The sequence below is a fragment of the Agromyces aerolatus genome (genome assembly GCF_031432255.1).
Lineage (GTDB): Bacteria > Actinomycetota > Actinomycetes > Actinomycetales > Microbacteriaceae > Agromyces.
Genome location: NZ_JAVKGQ010000001.1, coordinates 627862 through 647817, shown reverse-complemented (window position 1 = coordinate 647817; position 19956 = coordinate 627862). Strand labels below are relative to the sequence as shown.

Annotated in this window: 11 protein-coding genes and 1 pseudogene; 10 read left to right on the top strand and 2 right to left on the bottom strand. The window is 70.8% G+C overall.

Features of this window, described 5'->3' with window-relative positions; translation table 11 throughout:
- The 3 genes and pseudogenes from RH864_RS02915 to RH864_RS02905 form a co-directional block, all read left to right on the top strand.
- A pseudogene (locus RH864_RS02915) lies at window positions 1-1631 on the top strand (hypothetical protein); the annotation flags it as partial.
- A gap of 14 nt (window positions 1632-1645) precedes the next feature.
- Complete coding sequence (locus tag RH864_RS02910) at window positions 1646-4435, top strand: hypothetical protein (protein WP_310515995.1); 2790 nt, start codon at window positions 1646-1648, stop codon at window positions 4433-4435.
- Window positions 4432-7227 carry a hypothetical protein gene (locus RH864_RS02905; RefSeq protein WP_310515994.1) on the top strand — a complete coding sequence of 932 codons (2796 nt, stop codon included), beginning with the start codon at window positions 4432-4434 and terminating at the stop codon, window positions 7225-7227. Before RH864_RS02910 ends, RH864_RS02905 begins: the two co-directional genes overlap by 4 nt.
- A 30-nt stretch (window positions 7228-7257) precedes the next feature.
- Here RH864_RS02905 and RH864_RS02900 read toward each other — a convergent pair whose 3' ends face one another.
- Entirely contained in the window at window positions 7258-8637 is a 1380-nt protein-coding gene (locus RH864_RS02900) for a putative Ig domain-containing protein (RefSeq protein ID WP_310515993.1), read from the bottom strand.
- A 345-nt stretch (window positions 8638-8982) separates the two neighbouring features.
- Between RH864_RS02900 and RH864_RS02895 the strand changes: the two genes are divergently transcribed.
- The 5 genes from RH864_RS02895 (at window position 8983) to RH864_RS02875 (ending at window position 16039) form a co-directional block, all read left to right on the top strand.
- Window positions 8983-10188 (top strand): NAD(P)/FAD-dependent oxidoreductase, encoded by a 1206-nt coding sequence (locus RH864_RS02895; protein WP_310515992.1) that lies wholly within the window; start codon window positions 8983-8985, stop codon window positions 10186-10188.
- Window positions 10189-10431: 243 nt separating this feature from the next.
- Window positions 10432-11457 (top strand): SIS domain-containing protein, encoded by a 1026-nt coding sequence (locus tag RH864_RS02890; RefSeq protein WP_310515991.1) that lies wholly within the window; start codon window positions 10432-10434, stop codon window positions 11455-11457.
- 21 nt (window positions 11458-11478) lie between these two features.
- Window positions 11479-12348, top strand: a complete 870-nt coding sequence (locus RH864_RS02885; RefSeq protein ID WP_310515990.1) for a PfkB family carbohydrate kinase — start codon at window positions 11479-11481, stop codon at window positions 12346-12348.
- Window positions 12345-14408, top strand: a complete 2064-nt coding sequence (locus RH864_RS02880; protein ID WP_310515989.1) for a hydantoinase/oxoprolinase family protein — start codon at window positions 12345-12347, stop codon at window positions 14406-14408. The genes RH864_RS02885 and RH864_RS02880 overlap by 4 nt, the downstream gene beginning before the upstream one ends.
- Window positions 14405-16039 (top strand): hydantoinase B/oxoprolinase family protein, encoded by a 1635-nt coding sequence (locus RH864_RS02875; protein WP_310515988.1) that lies wholly within the window; start codon window positions 14405-14407, stop codon window positions 16037-16039. The genes RH864_RS02880 and RH864_RS02875 overlap by 4 nt, the downstream gene beginning before the upstream one ends.
- Here the strand turns inward: RH864_RS02875 and RH864_RS02870 are convergent.
- On the bottom strand, window positions 16027-17130 hold the full coding sequence (locus RH864_RS02870; protein ID WP_310515987.1) for a LacI family DNA-binding transcriptional regulator: 1104 nt from the start codon (window positions 17128-17130) through the stop codon (window positions 16027-16029). The genes RH864_RS02875 and RH864_RS02870 overlap by 13 nt on opposite strands.
- 242 nt (window positions 17131-17372) lie before the next feature.
- Between RH864_RS02870 and RH864_RS02865 the strand changes: the two genes are divergently transcribed.
- Together RH864_RS02865 and RH864_RS02860 are read left to right on the top strand one after the other, a co-directional pair.
- Window positions 17373-18956, top strand: coding sequence for an ABC transporter substrate-binding protein (locus tag RH864_RS02865; protein ID WP_310515986.1), 1584 nt, complete (start codon window positions 17373-17375; stop codon window positions 18954-18956).
- A gap of 42 nt (window positions 18957-18998) precedes the next feature.
- Window positions 18999-19955, top strand: a complete 957-nt coding sequence (locus RH864_RS02860) for an ABC transporter permease (protein WP_310515985.1) — start codon at window positions 18999-19001, stop codon at window positions 19953-19955.
- The last annotated feature ends 1 nt before the right edge of the window (window position 19956 follow it).

The window sequence follows — 19956 nt, the reverse complement described above, 5'->3', positions numbered from 1 at the left end:
TCGTGATCGACAGCGGCCCCGTGGGCGACCTGCCCTGGATGGTGCCCGGCTACCGGCCCTGGTCGGTCCAGATCGACAACCGCTCCAGATCCGAGGTCACGGTGACCTCGTTCGCCGGCTCATCCCGCGCCGAGGGGTGCTGGCTCGGCGCCGCGCTGCACGGCGTGCCGGCTCCACTCCCCGCGGCGCCCCAGGCGATCCCCGCTGGAGCGGCCGCCGGCCCGTATCAGGCCGCCCACCGGACCCGGGGCCAGGCCTGCGATCAGAGCACACCGGGTGTGTTCTACCTCCAGGTCGAGCCCAAAGACGAGCCCGGCAACCGTCGTGTCGTGCGGCTCATGGCGAAGGCGCACGAGATGGAGCTCGAGAGCCAGGTCGGGAGCGGCCGGCTGACCATGCGGCTCGAGCGAATCGGTGTCGACCTGGGAACTCGGATCGTGATCAGCGACCAGCATGCGGCGCCCGCCATCGCGGCGGCCCCGGTGCTGGCGGCGGCACGACTCACCCCGGCCACCCCGGTGGGCTGGAAGGCGACGATGGACCCGGACGACCCGTCGCGGCCGGTGTACCGGTTCACGGTCTCAGGAGTCGATTGGCAGCTGCCGGGTGCCGGCACCGATCTCGCTGAGGCGACCGTCGACCTCCCGACCGCCGAGGGCTCAGTCGACGGCACGTCGTGGGACCAGCTCGGCACCGTCGCGTCACCGAAGACGCCGGCGCTCGAGGGCGACCGGCTCACGTTCGGCGATGCCGTGTTCGACTGGCAGACCGCCCCCGGTGCGGTGCACGACTACCGGTACTTCCGGGTCACGGCCGGCGGTGCGGCGTCGAGTGTCATCGATGTGACGCAGCTCGCGGCCCCGGCCCCGTCGCTCGCGGTACTGACGCTCATGATCACGGGTGCCGGGGCGCCCCGCGCCAACGGCCTCGACCAGCTCCCCGCGCGAGTCAGCCTGCGCGGCTCATGGGACCAGGCGCTCGACACGGCCGAGCATGCGGCTCTCTACGACCGGATCTACTATCGCGATGAGACGACCAGGTCGCTGATCACCGGGCTCGCCACCGCGTCGGAACCGAACCAGCTGACGATGTTCTCGCTCGAACCCGGACAGTACGCGAACGAGCTGCTGGATGCGGCGGCGACCACATCCATCGGCGTGTACTTCTCCGCGCGCCAGCCGCACGCCCGCCAGATCGCGGCCGTCTTCAAACCCACGGGCGACAGGATCCAGACGCACCAGCGCACCATCACGCTCTCGCCGGCGGCGAACTCGCTGCTGACGATGGGCACCGCGGCCAACGGACTGAGCGTGGGGGCGTGCGGCGAGAGCAGATGCGCACTCGGGCTCGCCGACCCCTGGGAGGCGCCGGCGCTGCACAGCCTGACGGCGACGAAGGTCGGCGTGCAGTTCCGCACGATCGCGGTCCCGGGCGCGGCCTCCCTGCCGCTGACCCAGCCGAACCGGGTCCCCGAGGAGCTCCCCCTGCTCAGCGACACGTTCATCTACCAGCACACGCGAGCCATGCTCGAGAACCCCAACCAGTTCGCCTACAACGGCATGATCACCACGGACCTCATCGCCCACGGCGAGCGGCTCGTGGCCGAGAACCACTGGATCAGGGCGAAATAGGAAGGCTGACGATCATGAAAAACATGGTGCACCGGGCGACGATCGCCCTGCTCGGCGGTGCCGCGCTGATCGCCGGCCTCGGCGTGCCTTCGGCGGGGGCGGCTGGGATCGCCCCGACCGCATCGGATGTCTCGGCCGCAGGCACTCTCGCATCGCTTCCCGATGACGCCGGCCTCACGGTGCCGGCCAAGAAGAACGAGGCCACCGTCGACATCCTCGGCCTCGGCTACGAGCAGATCGTTCGCCTCACTGGTTCCCGCGTCGAGATCGTGGACCCGGTCACCCGAGGGTCCAATGTGCTGCGTTCGTTCGAGGTGGGGGCAGAAGCGACGTGGCCGCGCACCGAGGATGGGGCTCTGTACTACGGCGGCAGCAACATGATCGGCATGCTCGCCGGGCACAGCGCAAGCCGTGTAACCGCGACCTCGAAACACATCTACGTCAGCAATCTCAGGACCAAGACGATCCACCATCAGACCGGGTGGAAAGAGGTGCTTGCGGACGGAGCAGTGATCACGCAATACCGGCCGGACGGCAGCAAGGGGTTGGAACGGGCCGTGGCCGGGGATTATGCGATCACGGCGCTGGACGCGTATGAGTGGAACGATCGCGAGCATCTCGCCTTCGGACTCAATCTGGGCGGTGTCCGTCTCGCCGACACCACGACCCACGCGATGCCCGACCTCGTGGCTCCGCTGCTTGTGCACTACTCGGGAAAGCATCGTACGGGCGCCGGTTCCTTCTTGCAGCGCGATCAGATCACCGAGGTGAAGTTCGGCGTCGACGACGGTCGGCTCCTCGTGGTGATCGGCGCACTCACCACGGAGCTTCCCGCGCTTCTGGCGCATGACGCTATCACGGGGAAGGAGGTCTGGAAGCAGAACCACCGGCCATGGGATCAGCCATTCGAATGGCCGGAGGTGATCTCGGTCGGGACGTTCGGACCGCGCGGGGAGATGCAGGCCGCGGTGGGCTGGCCGACCCGCGCCACGACGAGCTTCATCGACCTGTCCGATGGGGAGACCTGGAGATCATGGGACGGCGGGGTGCTCGCCGTGGCCAGGTTCTTCACGAACACCGAAGGTGACCCGCGGGTCGCGGTCCGCCGCGGACTCGGCCAGACGTTCGAGACGTACGTGCTCAAGGCGGATGCGGGTGGCGAACTCGCCGCGGCCGCCGCCGGCGGCGGTGACGACCTGCCGTGGATGATTCCCGGCTACCGCGCGTGGTCGGTGCAGTTCGACAATCGAGCGCGCGTCGGAGTCCGGATCCAGCCGTTCGCGGGCGACAGCGAGGCGCAGGGCTGCTGGGTGACCAGCGGCATGCATGGAGTGACGAGCCCGCTGCCGACGCAGCCGCTGCAGGTGACCGCGGGAACACGATCCGCGCAATTCGCGACGGCTCACCGAGTCTGGGGAGAGCAACCGGGCAACTCGTGCCGGCCGAACCTGCCCGGGGTCTTCTCGGTCCAGTTGGATCCCGTCGGCGAGCCAGGTCACCGGCAGGTGGTCCAGGTGTCGGGCGACGCATCGGGGCTGCGGGTCCACGATCAGGTCGGTGCGGGCCGGTTCGCCGTGCACACCGAGCCCGATGGGCTGTTCGGGTCGCGGATCGTCGTGACCGATCGGTACGCCGCGCCGGTGATCGTCGGTACGCCGCGGCTCGAGGCCGCACGCCTCACCCCCGCCCCGGTCGACGGCCATGTGCCGGGCTCCGGCCACGACGATCCATCCCGGCCCGTGCACCGGTTCACCGTGACCGATGTGACCTGGCGCGTGCCGGGGTCGGAGGCCGAGCTCGCCGATGCGACGCTCCCGCTCGCGGTCGCGCAGGGGTCGGCTGACGGTTCGAGCTGGCGCGACCTCGGTACGCTCGCATCGCCGCTCGCGCCGACGCGGACCGGCGACCAGGTCACGATGGGCGCGTCCGTGTTCCAGTGGCAGACCGGGCCCGGCACACCGGAGGACTACCGGTACTTCCGGATCGCGGCCGGTGGTGCGCACTCGGAGATCGTCGACGTCACCACGCTCACGCCCCCGGCGCCGACCTCGCTCGTGGCCAACATGAATCTGTCAGGCACCGGCGCGCCACGGGGCAGCGGGCTCGATCAGCTCGCCATGCGGGTCAGCCTCCTCGACGCGTTCGGCCAGGGGCTCGACCCCGCCGCGCACGCGGAGCTGTACCAGCGGATCTACTACCGGGACAGCGAGACCAAAGCCCTCATCACCGGCCTCGGCGATCCGGCGGCCCCCGACCGGGCGCTCATGTACTCGCTCCAGCCCGGTCAGTACGCGAACGAGGGCCTGAGCGCGCAGGCAAGCGCCTCCACCGGGGTGTACTTCTCGGTACGCTCGCGCGAGACGGGCCCGCGGGTCGTCGCCAACTTCAAGGACGTCGGAACCACGAAGTCCGCGTACCACTCAGGGGCCGGCGTTGCCGTGTCGCCCGCGAAGGGCCCGCTCACGACCCAGGGCACGGGTGTGGGCGGTCTGAGCATCGGCTCGTGTGCCGAGGGCGCCTGCGTGCTCGCGGATCCGGCGATCGCGCCCGCGCTGCACAGCCTCACGGCGACGACGGTCGGCGTGCAGTTCCGCACGGGCGTCGTCCCCGGCTCGGCGTCCCTGCCGCTGATCCGCCCGGAGCGGGCGCGCGAGCTCCCGCGCCTGCCGAGCGACGTGCTCCAGATCGGTGCGGGTCGTGCGACGCTCACCAACCCGAACGCCTTCGGAGGCGTCACGACGATCACCGCGCACCTGCTCGCGCACGGTGAACGGGTGACCTTCGAGAGTCGGGACATCCGATGAACGAGAGGAAGTCGGGGATCCTGCAGCTCGCGCGCGGGCCGAGGCGACGTCGAGCACGCGGTGTGCTGTGGACGGCAGTCGTCGCGAGTGTGCTGACGCTCGTGACCGGCGCGAACGTGCCGACGGCCATGGCGGGCGAACCGCCCAGCGCTTCGACTGCCTCGGCCGGATCCCTGCCGCCCGGTGCAGGGGTGACGGTGGGTGGGACGAACACGGTGGCTGCTGATGTGCTCGGGCTGGGGTATGAGCAGGTGGTGCGCTTGAACGGGTCTCGGGTGGAGATCGTGGAGCCGGTGACGCGGGGTTCGGCGGTGTTGCGATCGTTCGAGGCGGGCACGTCGCATGCGTGGCCGAAGGATGTGTTCGGTCCGGTGTTCTACGGCGGGATCAATATGGCCAATCGGGTCGGGCAGGGTGCGAGCCGGCTCGCGGTGGCGGGCGAGCACATCTACGTCAGCGTGTTGCGCGTCAGGGGCGGAGGGGCACTCGGCCAGAAGTTCCCGGATGGGTCGGTGACGACGAAGTACTCGGTTGACGGGGTGGTGTTGAACCAGCGGGTCGAGGGTTCGGACTTCGCGGTGACGGCGTTGGCTGGGATCGAGTGGCAGGGCAAGGAGTATCTGGCGATCGGGTTCAACTACGGCGGGGTGCGGATCGTGGACCACAGCGTCGAGGGGATGCCCGATGTGCATCTGCTGATGCTCCACTACTCGGGTCCGCACCGGTTCGGGTCGGTGTATGGGTCCAATGAGCGGGATCAGATCACGCAATTGCGGTTCGGGCCGGTCGGAGACAAGTTGATGCTGGCCGTGGGGGTGTTGACGGGGGATATGCCGGCGTTGCTGGCGTTCGATGCGGTGACCGGGGCTGAGTTGTGGGCGAAGAATCTGCGTCCGAATGATCCGGCGAAGTTCGAGTGGCCGCAGGAGATCGAGTTCGGTCCGTTCGGTGCGGGTGGTCGGACCGAGCTTGCGGTGGGGTGGCCGACGTTGGGCCGGTTGAGCTTCCTGGAGGCCGTCGACGGCGGTGATCGCGGTCAGATCGATGGTGGGGTGGTCGGGGCGATCCGGTTCTTCACGGATGTCTCGGGTGAGGCCCGGGTCGGGTACGGGCACGGTCTGGGCAACCAGTGGTCCTCGCACGTCGTCAAACGCGACCAGGCAGGCAACCTCGTCGTCGTCGAGAGCGCCGGCGCGAACGACCTCCCGTGGATGGTGCCCGGCTACCGGCCCTGGTCGGTGCAGGTCGACAACCGCTCGCGCGCCCAGGTCGCATTCCGGACGTTCGCGGGTCCGACCCGTGCCGAAGGGTGCTGGCGAAGCGCGCCACTGAGTGCGGCCGCCGGCCCGCTGCCGACCCAGCCGGCGAGCATCCCCGCTGGAGCGGCCGCCGGCCCGTTCGCGACCGCGCACCTGTTCTCCGGCGATGCGTGCCGCGACAACCCCGGCATCTTCTTCGCTCAGGTGGAGCCTGCGGGAGAGCCCGGCCATCGCCAGGTCGTGCAGTTCGAGGCCGATAGGCACGGCGTGCGAGTCAAGGAGCAGGTCGGCACCGGCCGGCTGGTCGTCCAGGTGGAGGCGGCCGGACTATTCGGCTTCCGCGTCATCGTCACCGATCGGCACGCCGCCCCGACCATCGTCGACGGGCCGGCGCTCGAGGCGGTGCAGCTGACCCCGGCGCCGGTGGGCGCGCCGCCGTCGGGCCCCGACGACCCCTCACGGCCGGTGTATCGCTTCGCCGTGTCGCCGGTGACCTGGCAGGTCCCGGGCGCGTCCGCCGACCTCACATCGGCCACCTTCCCGCTCCCGATCGCCCAGGGCTCGATCGACGGTCAGACCTGGGACCCCCTGGGCACCGTGGCCTCGCCCCTCGCGCCGACGCGCGACGGCGACCGGGTCACCCTGGGAACGTCGACGTTCGACTGGCAGACCGCACCGGGCGCCGCGAAGGACTACCGCTTCTTCCGCGTGGTCGCCGAGAATTATGCGTCCGACGTGATCGACGTTGGCGCGCTCGAGGCCCCGCTTGCGACCGCGCAGGTCGCGAGGCCGAACCTGACCGGCACCGGAACGCCTCGCCCGAACGGGCTCGATCAGGCCCCCATGCGGCTGACGCTGTTGAACTCCTCGTCACAGGGCCTCGACAGCGTGACGCACGCGGACCTGTACCGGCGGATCTACTTCAGAGACGCCACGACCAACGCGCTGATCACGGGCCTCGGGAACCCGGCGGAGCCGAACCAGCTCGTGATGGCCTCGTTCGCACCGGGCCAGTACGCGAACGAGGGCCTCGCCGCGGCGAGCAACTCGATCGGCGTGTACCTCTCGGCGCGATACACGCAGCAGAACCGTTCGATCGTCGGGGTCCTGCGGACGGCCGCCGACCGGGTCGAGAAGACCGCCGCGCACCCCCTCCGACCGATGACGAACACGCTGCTCGCGGACGGCGCGGCCGCCCAAGGCCTCGCGGCAGGCTCGTGTGACCCGCAAGGGTGGGACCAGTGTGCGCTCGTGGATCCGGCCACCGGGCCCGCACTGCACAGCCTCACCGGCAGCACGGTCAGCGTGCAGTTCCGCACGGTCGCGGTGCCCGGGACCGCCTCCCTGCCGCTGGCGCAACGTGACCAGTTCGCCGAGAACCTGCGGCTGGTCGGAGACACGTTCCGCTACGAGGGTGCGCGGGCGCTGCTCTCGAACCCGAACCAGTTCACCGAGTACGCCGCGATCACCACGGATCTCATCGCGCGCGGCGAGCGGGTCGCTGCCGAGAACCACCCGGTCAAGGCGCGCTAGGTCGAAGACCGGTCGTGTGCTCGACTCAGCTCACGCGCAGTTCACGACCACCGGGACGAGCTGGGTGACACCGTCCATCTGCGCCTCGATGAGCAGCGTGTGCCGGCCCAGGCGAAGGCCCTCGACCGCGGTGAGCACACCCTGCGGCGAGACCGACACCCCATGCTGGGGCGTGCCGCCGGGCATCGACCACCACGCATGCGTGCCATACGCCGGACGAACCGAACCGATCACATCCCCGGGGACGACCCGCCCGTACCCGACGTCGAACTCATCGACGAGAGCGCGAGCGGGCGGGACGCCCGTGAACCGCAGATGCTTGGCCACCGCGATCTTGCTGAACGTCGGGTCGGCGAGGTCGCTGCGCTGCAGCGGCGCGGCCCACGCGCGCTGCGAGCTCGCATCCGGCTCCGTCGCGAGCAGGCCGTAGGCGTCGCTGTAGTCGACGCGGAGGTGACGTTCCGGCATCACCGTGCTCGACGCGCCATCGGGGCCGATCGCGACGACCCGATGGGGCTCTCCCAGCACGGGAGCGGTCGAGACGTAGACGTATCCGCGGTTGGCCGCGATCGAGATCGGGTCGGCGCCCGCGGCCTGCGGCCGGACGACGCCCGTGCCGACGTCGATGTGCCGGACGACCCGAGCGCCGGACACGAACTCGATGGTCCAGAGGTTGCCGGCGTCGTCGGCGACCACGTCCCAGACCTTGACGCCGCGCAGCCGGTTCACGGCCCTGCCGTCGGCCCGGATCGTCAGCACCTCGTTGCGCGTGGCGATGTGGATGTCGCCGTTCGAGGCGATGTCCATGGCCTCGGACTCCAGACCTTCGACCACCACGCTGACCAGTCCCGGCCCTTCGATCCGCAAGAGGGTGCGCCGGGTGAGCACGTACACCGACCCGTCGGGGTGGATGCCGAGATCGCGGACGTCGCTGCCGTAGAGCTGCTCGTGCAGCACGGTGTGGCTGCCGTCCCAGCGGGTGCCCCGCAGCGTCTTGGCGTCGGCCGACATGGTCACCGCCATGTAGTCGACGTTCGAGACGACGACCGGCACGCTCGCGGCGGGCCGGCCGTCGATCGTCAGGGTCACGGTCGAGATGCCCGGCTGCGTCGGCGTGCCCGAAATGCGCCCGTCGCCCGAGATCACGAGACCCGGCGGCAGGCCGGTCGCCTGCGGCGCGGAGTCTTCGGCGCCCGCGCCTTCCGGATCGGCGGCGCGAGCACCCGCGCCGAACGCGTCGGTGCCGCCGACGTCGGCCACCTGGCAGGCGACCGGAACGCCGACCCGCGCGAGGCAGGCCTGGCTGGTGATGTCGGGCTCGGCCGCCCCCGAGGCGGTGCTGGCGTGCAGCGGAGTGGCGATGAGCAGCGCGGCGAGGATCGACGCGCTGCCGGATCGGAGTGAAAACACCGGTGTTTCCCCCTCGGATGACCTCGTTGTACGCATCTCAATATATCAGAATAGGTCGAAATGTGATCACGACATCCGCCTGCGGACCCTGAGGCGATGAGTGTACTCGGGTCCCCTTGCAGAGAATATATCAGTGTGGTACTATAGTTTTACGCGATCGGCGCTCTACCCTCACCACCCCGGAGCCGTCGCTCGCGTCAGGCAGTGATGCCTACCGCGTAAGCCCCACCCCTCACCCCGGTGGGGCTTACGCCACTTAAGCGCGGTATCCGGCGGTATCGGGCTTGCATTCGTCACGGGGCCCCTCCAGACTGTCGACGTCCGCGCCCGCCGACGGAGGAAGCGATGCACGCCCTGCGCCCGATCGACCTGCGCCCGGCCGGCCCGCACCCGATCCGGGTCGCGGTCATCGGCGGCGGTGTTCTCGGCGCGTCGACCGCCGCGCATCTCGTCCGGGCCGGGGCGCAGGTGACGCTGCTCACGGCCGGGAGCGTGGCTGACGGGGCCTCCGGCCGCTCGCTGTCGTGGCTCAACTCGTCGGGTGCGCGTTCGCCCGAGTACCACGCCCTGCGCCTGCTCGGCATCGACCGCTACCGCACCTGGCTCGCGCGGAACCCCGGGAGCGCGCGCTGGCTGCGGTTCGACGGCGCCCTCAAGTGGGCGCGGCCGGGTGAGAGCCTCCGCGCGACGTTCGAGCTGGAGCGGTCACGAGGGTACGACGCGGTCTGGCTCGATCGCGCCGCGGTCGCGGCGCGGCTGCCCGAGGTCCGCGCCGAGGCGGTCGCCGAAGAGGGTGCGATCTTCAATCCGGGCGAGGGGTGGGTCGACCTGCCGTACCTCGTCGCCGCGCTCGTCGACGAGGCGGTCGCCGGTGGCGCGCAGCTGATCGAGGGTGCCGGGTCGGCCGAAGTCGTCATCGACGACGGTGCGGTGCGCGGCGTGCGCCTCGCAGACGGCCGGCGCATCGACGCCGACCGGGTGGTGCTCGCAACTGGCGCGGGCGCGCCCGCCCAGCTCGCGGCCCTGGGCGTGACGGTTCCGGATGCCACGGTGCCGGCGTGTCTCGTCGTCACCGACCCACTGCCGGCGCCCGTGCGAACCGTGCTGAACACGCCGCGCGTCGCGGTCCGGCCGAGGCCCGACGGGGGAGTGTCGCTCGACGCGGGGTGGGCCGAGCGATCGGTCGTCGTCGGCGCCGACGGCGCGCTGTCCGTGCCGGCGGCCACCATCGACGGGCTGCTGGCCGAGGCATCCGCCGTGCTCGCCGCTCGCCCGAGGTTGACCGTGAGCCGCGTGGGCATCGGGCCCAAGCCGATCCCGGGCGACGGTGAGCCCGTGGTCGGTGCGGTGGGCGCGGTGCCCGGACTGTCGGTGCTGTTCACGCACTCGGGGGCGACGCTCGGGCTCATCCTCGGTGAGTTGCTCGCGGAGGAGATCGCGACGGGGGCGCCGTCGCCGGTGCTCGCGCCGTTCCGCATCGAGCGGTTCGCTGCGGGCGCGACGGTGGCCGAAGCCGGCAGCGGCGCCTGGACGCCGGTCGCGCAGCGCTGACCCATCGCGCTGACCCGACCGCGCTGACCCGACCGCGCTGATCCGACCGCGCTGATCCAGCTGCGCAGCGCTCGCCCGATCGCGCCGCGTCGGCCGGGTCTCGCCGGCGCCCACGGCCGCATCCCATCGGATCCAGGTGTTGACACCGTTCCCAATCTGCGGAAGAGTACTCGATGTGGGAACGTTCCACTTTTCTGGTTCGCACGTCCCGCACACGATCCGACGCAACAGAGAGCGATAGCGATGAGCGACTTGATCCCGGTTCCCGACGACTTCGAGGCATGCGTGCAGCACGCCATCGACCAGGACGACAAGGCGCGCGCGCTCGTCGAGCGGGCGGTGGAGCGCGGGGTCGAGCGCGTCTACCTGGTCGGCTGCGGCGGATCGCACTTCGGCACGTATCCCGCCTTCGACCTGCTCGACCGCTACGCGCCGTCGATCGTGTCCCAGCGCATCACGAGCGCCGAGCTCACCTCGCGCGCGCCCGTCGGGCTGAACGAGAAGGCGCTCGTCGTCGCGGCCTCGCACTCCGGCAACACCCCGGAGACGGTCGCCGCCGCGGAGTTCGCGAAGGAGCGCGGCGCACTCGTCGCCGGGATCTCGCGGCAGGGCGACAACGGCCTCTCGCGCATCGGCGACGTGCACCTCGACTACCCGGACACCATCTCGATCACCGAGCCGAAGCTCGTGCACAACGAGCAGATCGCCGCGGCCCTGCTCGACGCCTACGGCGCACCCGAGAAGGCCGCGCAGCTCCGCGCGGGCATCCCCGCGCTGCCGGGCGCACTCCGCGCCGTCAAGGACGAGGTCGCCGAGGCCGGCGAGCGGGTCGCCGACCTGCTCTCCGCCGCGGACGCGCCGCTCAGCTACATCGTCGGCGGCGGCCCCGCGTACGGGATGGCGAAGATGATGGCCTGGTGCTACTTCCAGGAGATGAGCTGGATGAACTCGGCCGCGATCAACGCCGGCGACTTCTTCCACGGGCCGCTCGAGATGGTCCTCGAGGACACGACCGTGGTCACGCTGGTCGCCGAGGACGCCAGCCGTGCCCTGGGCGAGCGCGTCGTGCGCTTCGCCGAGCAGCAGACCCGCAACTCGGCCGCGGTCGACACGGCGCAGTTCTCGCTGCCGGGCATCCCCGCCGAGTCGCGCCCCGACCTCAGCGTGCTGGCCCTCATGAGCGCCGAGCGCCGCGTGCTCGACCACGTCGCCGCCCGGCGCGGACACGACACGTCGCAGCGCCGCTACATGTACAAGATCGCCTACTGACCGGCGGGCGGGAGCTTTTCCATGAGAGTCCTCGGTGCCGGTGACAACGTCGCCGACCGCTACCTGCATCAGGCCATGATGTACCCGGGCGGCAACGCGGTGAACGTCGCGGTCTTCGCCGCCCGGCTCGGTGCGCGTGCCGGCTACCTCGGCGTGCTCGGCGACGACGCCGCCGGGCGGCAGATCCTGCGCGCGCTCGAGGCCGAGCACGTCGACACCTCGCTCACGCGCGTGGTGCACGGGCCCAACGCCACGGCCGATGTGGAGTTGATCGGCAACGACCGCGTGTTCCTCCGGTCCGACCGCACGACCGCGCTCTTCGAGCTCGAGGATGCGCAGCTGGAGGCCATGGCCGAGTACGACGTCGTGCACTCGGGGTACGCGGGGTCGTTGCTGCCCCGCGTCCCCGAGATGGCGCAGCGGGCCCGGGTCTCGTTCGACTTCGGCACCCGGTTCGACGCCGCCGAGGTCGAGCCGTACCTGCCGCACCTGCATCTCGCGAGCTTCTCGGGCGGGCACCTCGGCGAGTCCGAGGCGCGCGCCCTCGTCCGGCGCGTGCTCGACGGCGGCGCCGAGTACGCGCTCGTGACGCTCGGCGCGCAGGGCGCGCTGCTCGGCTCGGCCGACGGCATCCAGCACCAGGAGGCCGACCGGGTGAACGTGCGCGACACGCTCGGCGCAGGCGACGCCTTCATTGCGGGCCTGCTCGTCGGCCTCGGCACCGGGCGCGAGATACGATCGACCCTCGTCGCCGCGAGCGCGCAGGCCGCGCAGGTCTGCCAGGTCAACGGCGCCTTCGAGCACGGGATCCCGTTCAACGCCGACGCCGTGCGCCGCGCGCACGACACCACACACGAGACCAACGACGACCAGGAAGCGGTGACGGCATGAGCCTGCGCATCGGAGTGGACACGGGCGGGACGTTCACCGACGTCTGCGCGTTCGACGAGGAGACCCGGCGCGTGCACGTGCGCAAGGTCTCGAGCACGCCGGACGACCCGGGCCGCGCGATCGTGCAGGGGGTGACCGAGATCCTCGACCAGATCGGCGGTCGCACGATCGACGAGGTCGGCTACTTCGCGCACGGCACGACGGTCGGCACGAACGCGCTGCTGACCGGGCGCGGCGCGCGGACCGGGCTCATCACGACGCGCGGCTTCCGCGACCTGCTCGAGCTCGGCCGGGGCCGGCGGCCCAGCATGTACGACCCGCAGGCTGACAAGCCGTCGCCACAGGTGCCGCGGCACCTGCGGATGGAGGTCACCGAGCGGGTCAGGCACACCGGCAAGGTCGAGACCCCGCTCGACGAGCAGGATGTGCGCCGGGCGGTCCGTGAGCTGCGCGACGCGGGCGTCGAGTCGATCGCGGTCTGCCTGCTCTACAGCTACCTCAACGACGCCCACGAGCGTCGCATCGGCGAGATCGTCCGCGAGGAGCTGCCCGACGCGTACGTGTCGCTCTCGTGCGACGTGCTGCCGGAGTTCCGCGAGTACGAACGGCTCTCGACCGTCGTGACGAACTCGTACGTGGGCCCGGTGGTCGCGAACTACCTCGCGCGCCTGCGCGGCGTGCTCGCGGACCGCGGGCTCACCGCCGTGCCGCACGTCACCCAGAGCAACGGCGGCGTGATCCCCTTCTCGACGGCTGAGTCGCTGCCCGTCCGGCTTGTGCTCTCCGGGCCCAGCACGGGCGTCGTCGGCGCGGCCCAGATCTGCTCGGCCGCCGGATTCGACGACATCATCACGTTCGACATGGGCGGCACGTCGTCCGACATCTCGCTCGTGCAGGAGGGGCGCCCCAAGGTCACGGCCGGCATGGAGCTCGACGGCCGTCCCGTCCGCTCGCCCATGCTCGACATCCACACGGTCGGCGCGGGCGGCGGCTCGCTCGCGTGGATCGACAGCGGCAACCACCTGCGCGTCGGGCCGCAGAGCGCCGGCGCCTTCCCCGGCCCCGCGTGTTACGGCAACGGCGACGACGCGGCCGTGACCGACGCGAACGTCGTGCTGCGCATGCTCAACCCGGAGTACCTGCTCAATGGCCAGATGAAGATCGACCGGTCGGCCTCGGTCGCCGCGGTCCAGCGTCTCGCCGAGCCGCTCGGGCTCTCGGTCGAGGAGACCGCGCTCGGCATCCTCCGCGTCGTCACGGCGAACATGGCGCGCGCCATCCGCGTGGTCAGCGTCCAGCGCGGGTACGACCCGCGCGCGTACGCGCTGGTGCCGTTCGGCGGTGCGGGCCCGCTGCACGCCTCGCGGCTCGCGCGCGAGCTCGGCATGCGCACGATCGTGATCCCCGAGATCCCGGGCGCGCAGTCGGCGCTCGGCCTGCTCATGACCGACGTCAAGACCGACTTCATGCGCACCCTGATCACGGCGGTGGACGCCGGCACGGCCACGGACCTCGACCAGGTCTTCGGCGAGCTCGCGACGCGCGCCGCCGACTGGTTCGTCGAGGAGGAGGTCGCCGAAGGCGGCCGTACGCTCACCCGCCGGATGGACCTGCGGTACCGCGGGCAGAACTTCGAGCTCGCGGTCGAGATCCCCGACGGCCACTCGTTCGCCGCCGACGGCGTCGACGCCGTGGTCGAGCTCTTCCACGAGGCCCACGAGCGAGTCTACGGCTACCGCTCGGAGGAGGCCGCGGTCGAGGTCGTCACGTTCCGGCTCGAGGCGGCCGGCTCGGCCGCCCACGTCGACGTGCAGCGCGACGAGCTGTCGCCGTCGGACCCGAGCACGGCCGTCGTGGCGACCCGGAGCACGTGCTTCGATCCCGCCGTCGGCTACGTCGACACCCCGGTCTACGACCGGTCGAAGCTCACGCCCGGCGACGTGATCACCGGGCCCGCCATCGTGGAGCAGATGGACACCACGACCGTCCTGCTCCCGTCCGACACGTGCCGCGTGGACGCCTACCGCAACCTCGTCGTGGAGATCGGAGAGCAGGAATGACCGCCGTCGAGCTGGACCCGGTGCTGGTGGAGGTCGTCGGCTCCGCGCTGTCGACCATCGTCGAGGAGATGAGCGAGACGCTGGTCAAGGCCGCGTACTCGCCGAACATCAAGGAGCGCCGCGACTGCACGGCGAGCCTGTTCGACGCCGAGGGGCAGGCCATCGCGCAGGACGAGGGCGGCTCGCCGCTGCACCTCGGGTCGCTCATGGGCATCGTGGCCGCGCTGCGCGAGCAGTACCCGCTCGAGCAGATCCGCCCGGGTGACGTGTTCATCGGCAACGACCCGTACACGGGCGGCGGCTCGCACCTGCCCGACATCGTGCTCGCGACCCCGATCTTCGTGGAGGGCGAGCTCACCGCCTGGGCCGCGACGCTCGCGCACCACGCCGACTTCGGCGACCGCGGGCACGCGCACATCTTCCAGGAGGCGATCCGGATCCCACCCGTGCACCTCGTGCGCGAGGGCGTCCGGCAGGACGAGCTGCTGCAGCTGATCCTGCTGAACTGCCAGGTGCCCGAGGAGCGCATCGCCGACCTGCGCGCGCAGGAGGCCGCCCTGCGCGTCGCCGTGACGCGGTACGGCGAGCTCTGCGAGCGCTACGGCGTCGAGGTCGTGCGCGCGATCGGCACCGAGCTGCTCGACTACACCGAGCGCCGCACGCGGGCCGCGATCGCGGAGTTCCCCGACGGCGAGTACACGTTCGAGGACCGCTTCGACTGCCCGGAGCTGGACGACGAGCTCACCTTGCGGGTGCGCATCGTGGTCGAGGGGGACCGTATGCTCTTCGACTTCGCGGGCAACCCGCCGCAGGTGCGCGCGAGCGTGAACGTGGTCTGGACGGGGCTGTACGCCGCGGTCTACTACACGATCAAGACGCTGATCGACCCCGATATCGCGCCGAACGCCGGGCTCTACCGCCCGGTGACGATCGAGGCGCCCGAGGGGTCGATCATCAACTGCTCGGCGCCCGCCGCGGTCAACGGCCGCAGCGAGACCTGCCAGCGGATCGTCGACCTGATCCAGGGCGCGCTCGCGCCGGCCGTGCCCGAGCGCATCACGGGCGCCTCGAACGGCGCCAACACGGGCGTGCACTTCTCGGGCCACGACCACGCGCGCGGACGGGACTTCGTCTACCTCGAGACCATCGGCGGCGGCAGCGGCGCCCGGTACAACAAGGACGGCCTGGACGGCGTGCAGGTGCACATGACGAACACGTCGAACCTGCCGGTCGAGAGCCTCGAGACCGAGTACCCGCTCATGGTCGAGGCCTACGAGTTCATCGAGGACTCGGGCGGCATCGGCGAGCACCGCGGCGGCATGGGCATCCGTCGCCGCATCCGGGCCGAGGCCGAGAACGTGCACTTCTGGCTCGACACCAGCCGGCAGAAGTCGCAGCCGTGGGGCGTGTTCGGCGGCGGCCCAGGAGCATCCGCCCGGTGTGTGCTCAGCGAGGACGCGACGCCCATCGATCACGGCTACACCGTCCTCCAGCCGGGCCAGTGGGCGTCGATCGAGACGGCCGGCGCGGGCGGCTACGGCGACCCGGCCGCGCGACCGGACGCGGCGCTCGAGGCCGACGTGCGTGACGGCCGCGTCGCCGCGGAGACGGCTCGCAGCTACCGCGACTGAACCGTCGCGCGTGCGGACGGGGCGGCGACGGAACCGCGCACCAGGAGCTCGGGAGCGAGCATCTGGCGCAGCGGTTCCGTCGCGCCGCCACGGATGATCCCGACCAGGATCGTGGTCGCGGTGGCACCGAGCCGCTGCCGCGGCTGTTCGACGACCGTGACCGCCGGCTCGACCATGGTCGTCCAGTCCTGGTCGTCGAAGCCGATGAAGGACAGGTCGTCGGGCACGCTCAGGCCGCAGGCGCGGATGCCTCGGTAGGCGCCCGAGCTCAGCACGGCGTCGGTGGCGTGCAGGGCCGTGGCGTCGATGCCGCGCCCCAGGAAGTCGTGAACCGCCCGCTGCGCATCCGCGGTCGTGTAGCCCGAACGGATGATGAGCTCGTCGTCGACGTCGAGTCCCGCGGCGCGCAGCGCGCGCACGTAGCCGATGAGTCGCTGCGCCGAGGGGCGCAGCAGGGAGCGGTCGGCGTCGTCCGTCGCGCGGTCGGTCAGCTGGGCGAGCTCGGACGGCGCCGCGGATGCCTCGGTGACGAGCGCGATGCGACGGTGGCCGTCGTCGATGAGGGCGCGCACGGCGCACTCGGTCGCGTCGACGTGGTCGACCGAGACGAGGGGGAGGAGCTCGAGGCCCGGCATGCTGCGGTCGAGCAGGACGATCGGCATGCCCTCGCGGTGCAGGCGGACGATCGCGGCGGGGTCGCGCTGGAACACGGGGGCGATGACGATGCCGTCGACCCGCTGTTCGGCCAGGAGCTCGAGGGCCCTGGCCTCGATGTCGGCGTCGTTGTCGGTGTTGCTGACCAGGACTTCGAATCCGGCCGCCCTCGCGGTGTCGGCGAGCCCGCGGACCACCGCTGAGAAGAACGGGATCGCGACGTCGGGCACCACGATGCCGATGGTGTTCGTGGCCCCGGATTTCATGGCCCTGGCCAGCTGGTTCGGGCGGTAGCCGAGGCGGTCGGCGGCTTCGAGGACCTTCTTCCGGGTCTTCTCGCTCGCGGACCCGCTCTGCGCGAGGACGCGGGCCGCCGCGGACTTGGATACGCCTGCGGCCAGTGCAACGTCGATAATGGTCACTGCTCCGTGCGCCATGCGTCGCTCCTGTTCGGTCGATGAATCGTAGCGGACGAGCCGTGCGCCGCCACCGAGGCAGACCAGGCGCTCACGGCAAATCTTCCCCCCATGATATTGACATCGTTCCCAACCTGCGACAGAGTGGGACGAACGCCGATCGGGAACGTTCCCAATACGGCGCCGGTCCTCGGCATTGCAGCCGGGCACGCATTTCCCCTCCGCATGCCCCTCGGGGCCCTCAAGAGACGGATCACCACAGCATGAACATCCTCAATCCCCGGCGCCCGCGCGGCTCCCGGCTCGGCGCCGTCGCCCTCGCCGGCGGCCTCGCGCTCGCCCTCGGCCTCACCGGCTGCGCGAGCGGCTCGAGCGACGGCGGCAGCGGCGAAGCCGCGGCCGACCAGACCCTCACGATCGGCTTCTCGGCCGAGCCCCCCGGCTTCAAGACCGGCGTCGACCAGGGCTCCGCCAACCGCCAGGTCACCACGCTCGTGCGCCGCGGCCTGCTGGCCTACGGCCCCGACGGCGAAGTGGTCCCCGCGCTCGCCTCCGAGTACGAGGTGACCGAGGACGGCCTCACCTACACGTTCACGCTGCGCGACGGACTCGAGTTCTCCAACGGGGACCCGCTGACCGCAGCCGACGTCAAGCGCACCTACGAATACCTCGCGGTGCCCGAGAACGGCGCCGCCGACCAGACGTCGTTCGCGAACATCTCGGCGATCGACACGCCCGACGACACCACCGTCGTGCTCACCCTCGGCGAGCCGCAGACCGCGCTGCCGAAGGTCATCGCCAACCCGCTGAACTCGATCGTCCCCGAGGAGGAGGTCGACGCCGACGGCGTTCCCGTGGGTGCCGGCCCCTTCATGATCACGGACTACCAGAAGGGCGTCTCCTACACGCTCGAGGCGAACCCGACCTACTACGACGCGGACTCGGTCGAGCTCGAAGAGATCGAGATGACCTTCATGGCCGACGCGCAGACCCGCGTGAAGGCGCTGATCAGCGGGCAGGTGCAGTTCATCGACTACGTGCCCGCCGCCGACTACGCGACGCTCGAGAACGCGAACGGCGTGACGCTCGACACCGCCTACGGCCTCTACGGCGCGCTGCAGTTCAACCTCACCGAGGGCCCGATCGCGATCCCCGAGGTGCGACAGGCCATCGCCTACGCGGTCGACCTCGACGCGATCAACGAGGTCGGCACGCTCGGCTACGGCTCCGCCAACGGCGGCCTGCCCATCTCGCAGGAGAGCGAGTACTTCGACGAGGAGCAGGCGAACCACTACGCGCGTGACCTCGACAAGGCGGAAGAGCTGCTCGCGGCGGCCGGCTTCCCGGGCGGCGGCTTCACCGTCACGCTGCTGACGAACTCGCAGTACTTCGGTCACAGCGAGCGCGCACAGGTCGTCAAGAGCAACCTCGAGGAGATCGGCATCACGGCCGAGATCGAGACCGGTGACTACGCGAACCTCATCGCGAAGGGCAACGCCGGCTCCTACGACCTCATGATCGGCGGCCCGCCCGCGGCGATCGACGACCCGTCGGCGCTCACCGGTGCCTTCATCGGCGAGCCGACGTTCGTGCGCAGCTTCGGCATCAACCAGGACCTGTACGCCGGGCTGCTCGATGAGGGCGCGAAGACGCCCGACGGCCCCGAGCGCAAGGCGATCTACCACGAGCTCGGCGAGATCTACCTGCAGGACGTGCCCTTCGTGACCTGGGGTCAGGGCACCGCGGCGTACGCCTACACCGACGCGCTCGAGGGCTTCGAGATGATCAACGGCCCGGCCGTCTACTCGTCGATGTACAGCCTCGCCGGAGCGCACCTCACGGACTGAGCCGCGCCATGGACGGCGCCCTCTGACTCGAATGGGTTCTCAATGATTCGCTACATACTGCTTCGACTCGGACTGGGCGTCGTCACCGTCTGGGGCGTCGTGACACTGGTCTTCCTGGCCGTGCGCGCCGTCCCGGGCGGCCCGGCATCGATCATCCTGCAGGGTGGCGCCGGCGGCGGGGACGTGAACCCCGCGGCCGTCGCCGCCCTCGAGCAGGAGCTCGGTCTCGACCAGCCGATCCTGGTGCAGTACGTCACCTACCTCGGCAACCTGCTCCGAGGCGATCTGGGCAACTCGATCAAGTACTCGGCGCCCGTGACCGAGATCATCGTGTCGCCGCTCGGCAACACCGTGACGCTCGTGCTCCTGGCGATCGTCATCGGCGGCGTCATCGGCCTCGCGTTCGGCCTGCTGTCGGGCAACTGGCCGGGCAGCGTGCTCGACCGGGTGCTCTCGGGCTTCATCTCGGTCGCCGTCTCGACGCCGGGCTTCGTGATCGCGATCTTCCTGTCGCTCGTCATCGGGCTGAGCCTCGGCTGGTTCCCCTCGCTCGGCTACCGGTCGCCCGAGGACGGCATCGGCGAGTTCCTGTACTTCGCGTTCCTGCCGAGTCTGGCGCTCTCGTTCGGCTTCCTCGCGATCGTGGGGCGCGTGACGCGGACCTCCATCCTCTCGGTGCGCCGTGAGGACTGGGTGCGCACGGCGCGCGGCATGGGGCTTCCGCCGACGCGGGTGTTCCGCCGGCACGTGTTCCGCAATGCGGTCAACCCGGTGATCACGGTCTCGGGTCTGCAGCTCGGCGGGCTGCTCGGCGCCACGGTCCTGATCGAGCAGGTCTTCAACTGGCCGGGCATCGGCAGCACGCTGCTGAACGCCATCAACGGCCGCGACTACCCGCTCGTCCAGGGCATCGTCATCGTCTTCGCCGTGGTGTTCATCCTCACGAACCTGCTCGTCGACCTCCTGTACCGAGCCCTCGACCCCCGAGTGGAGGCGTGAC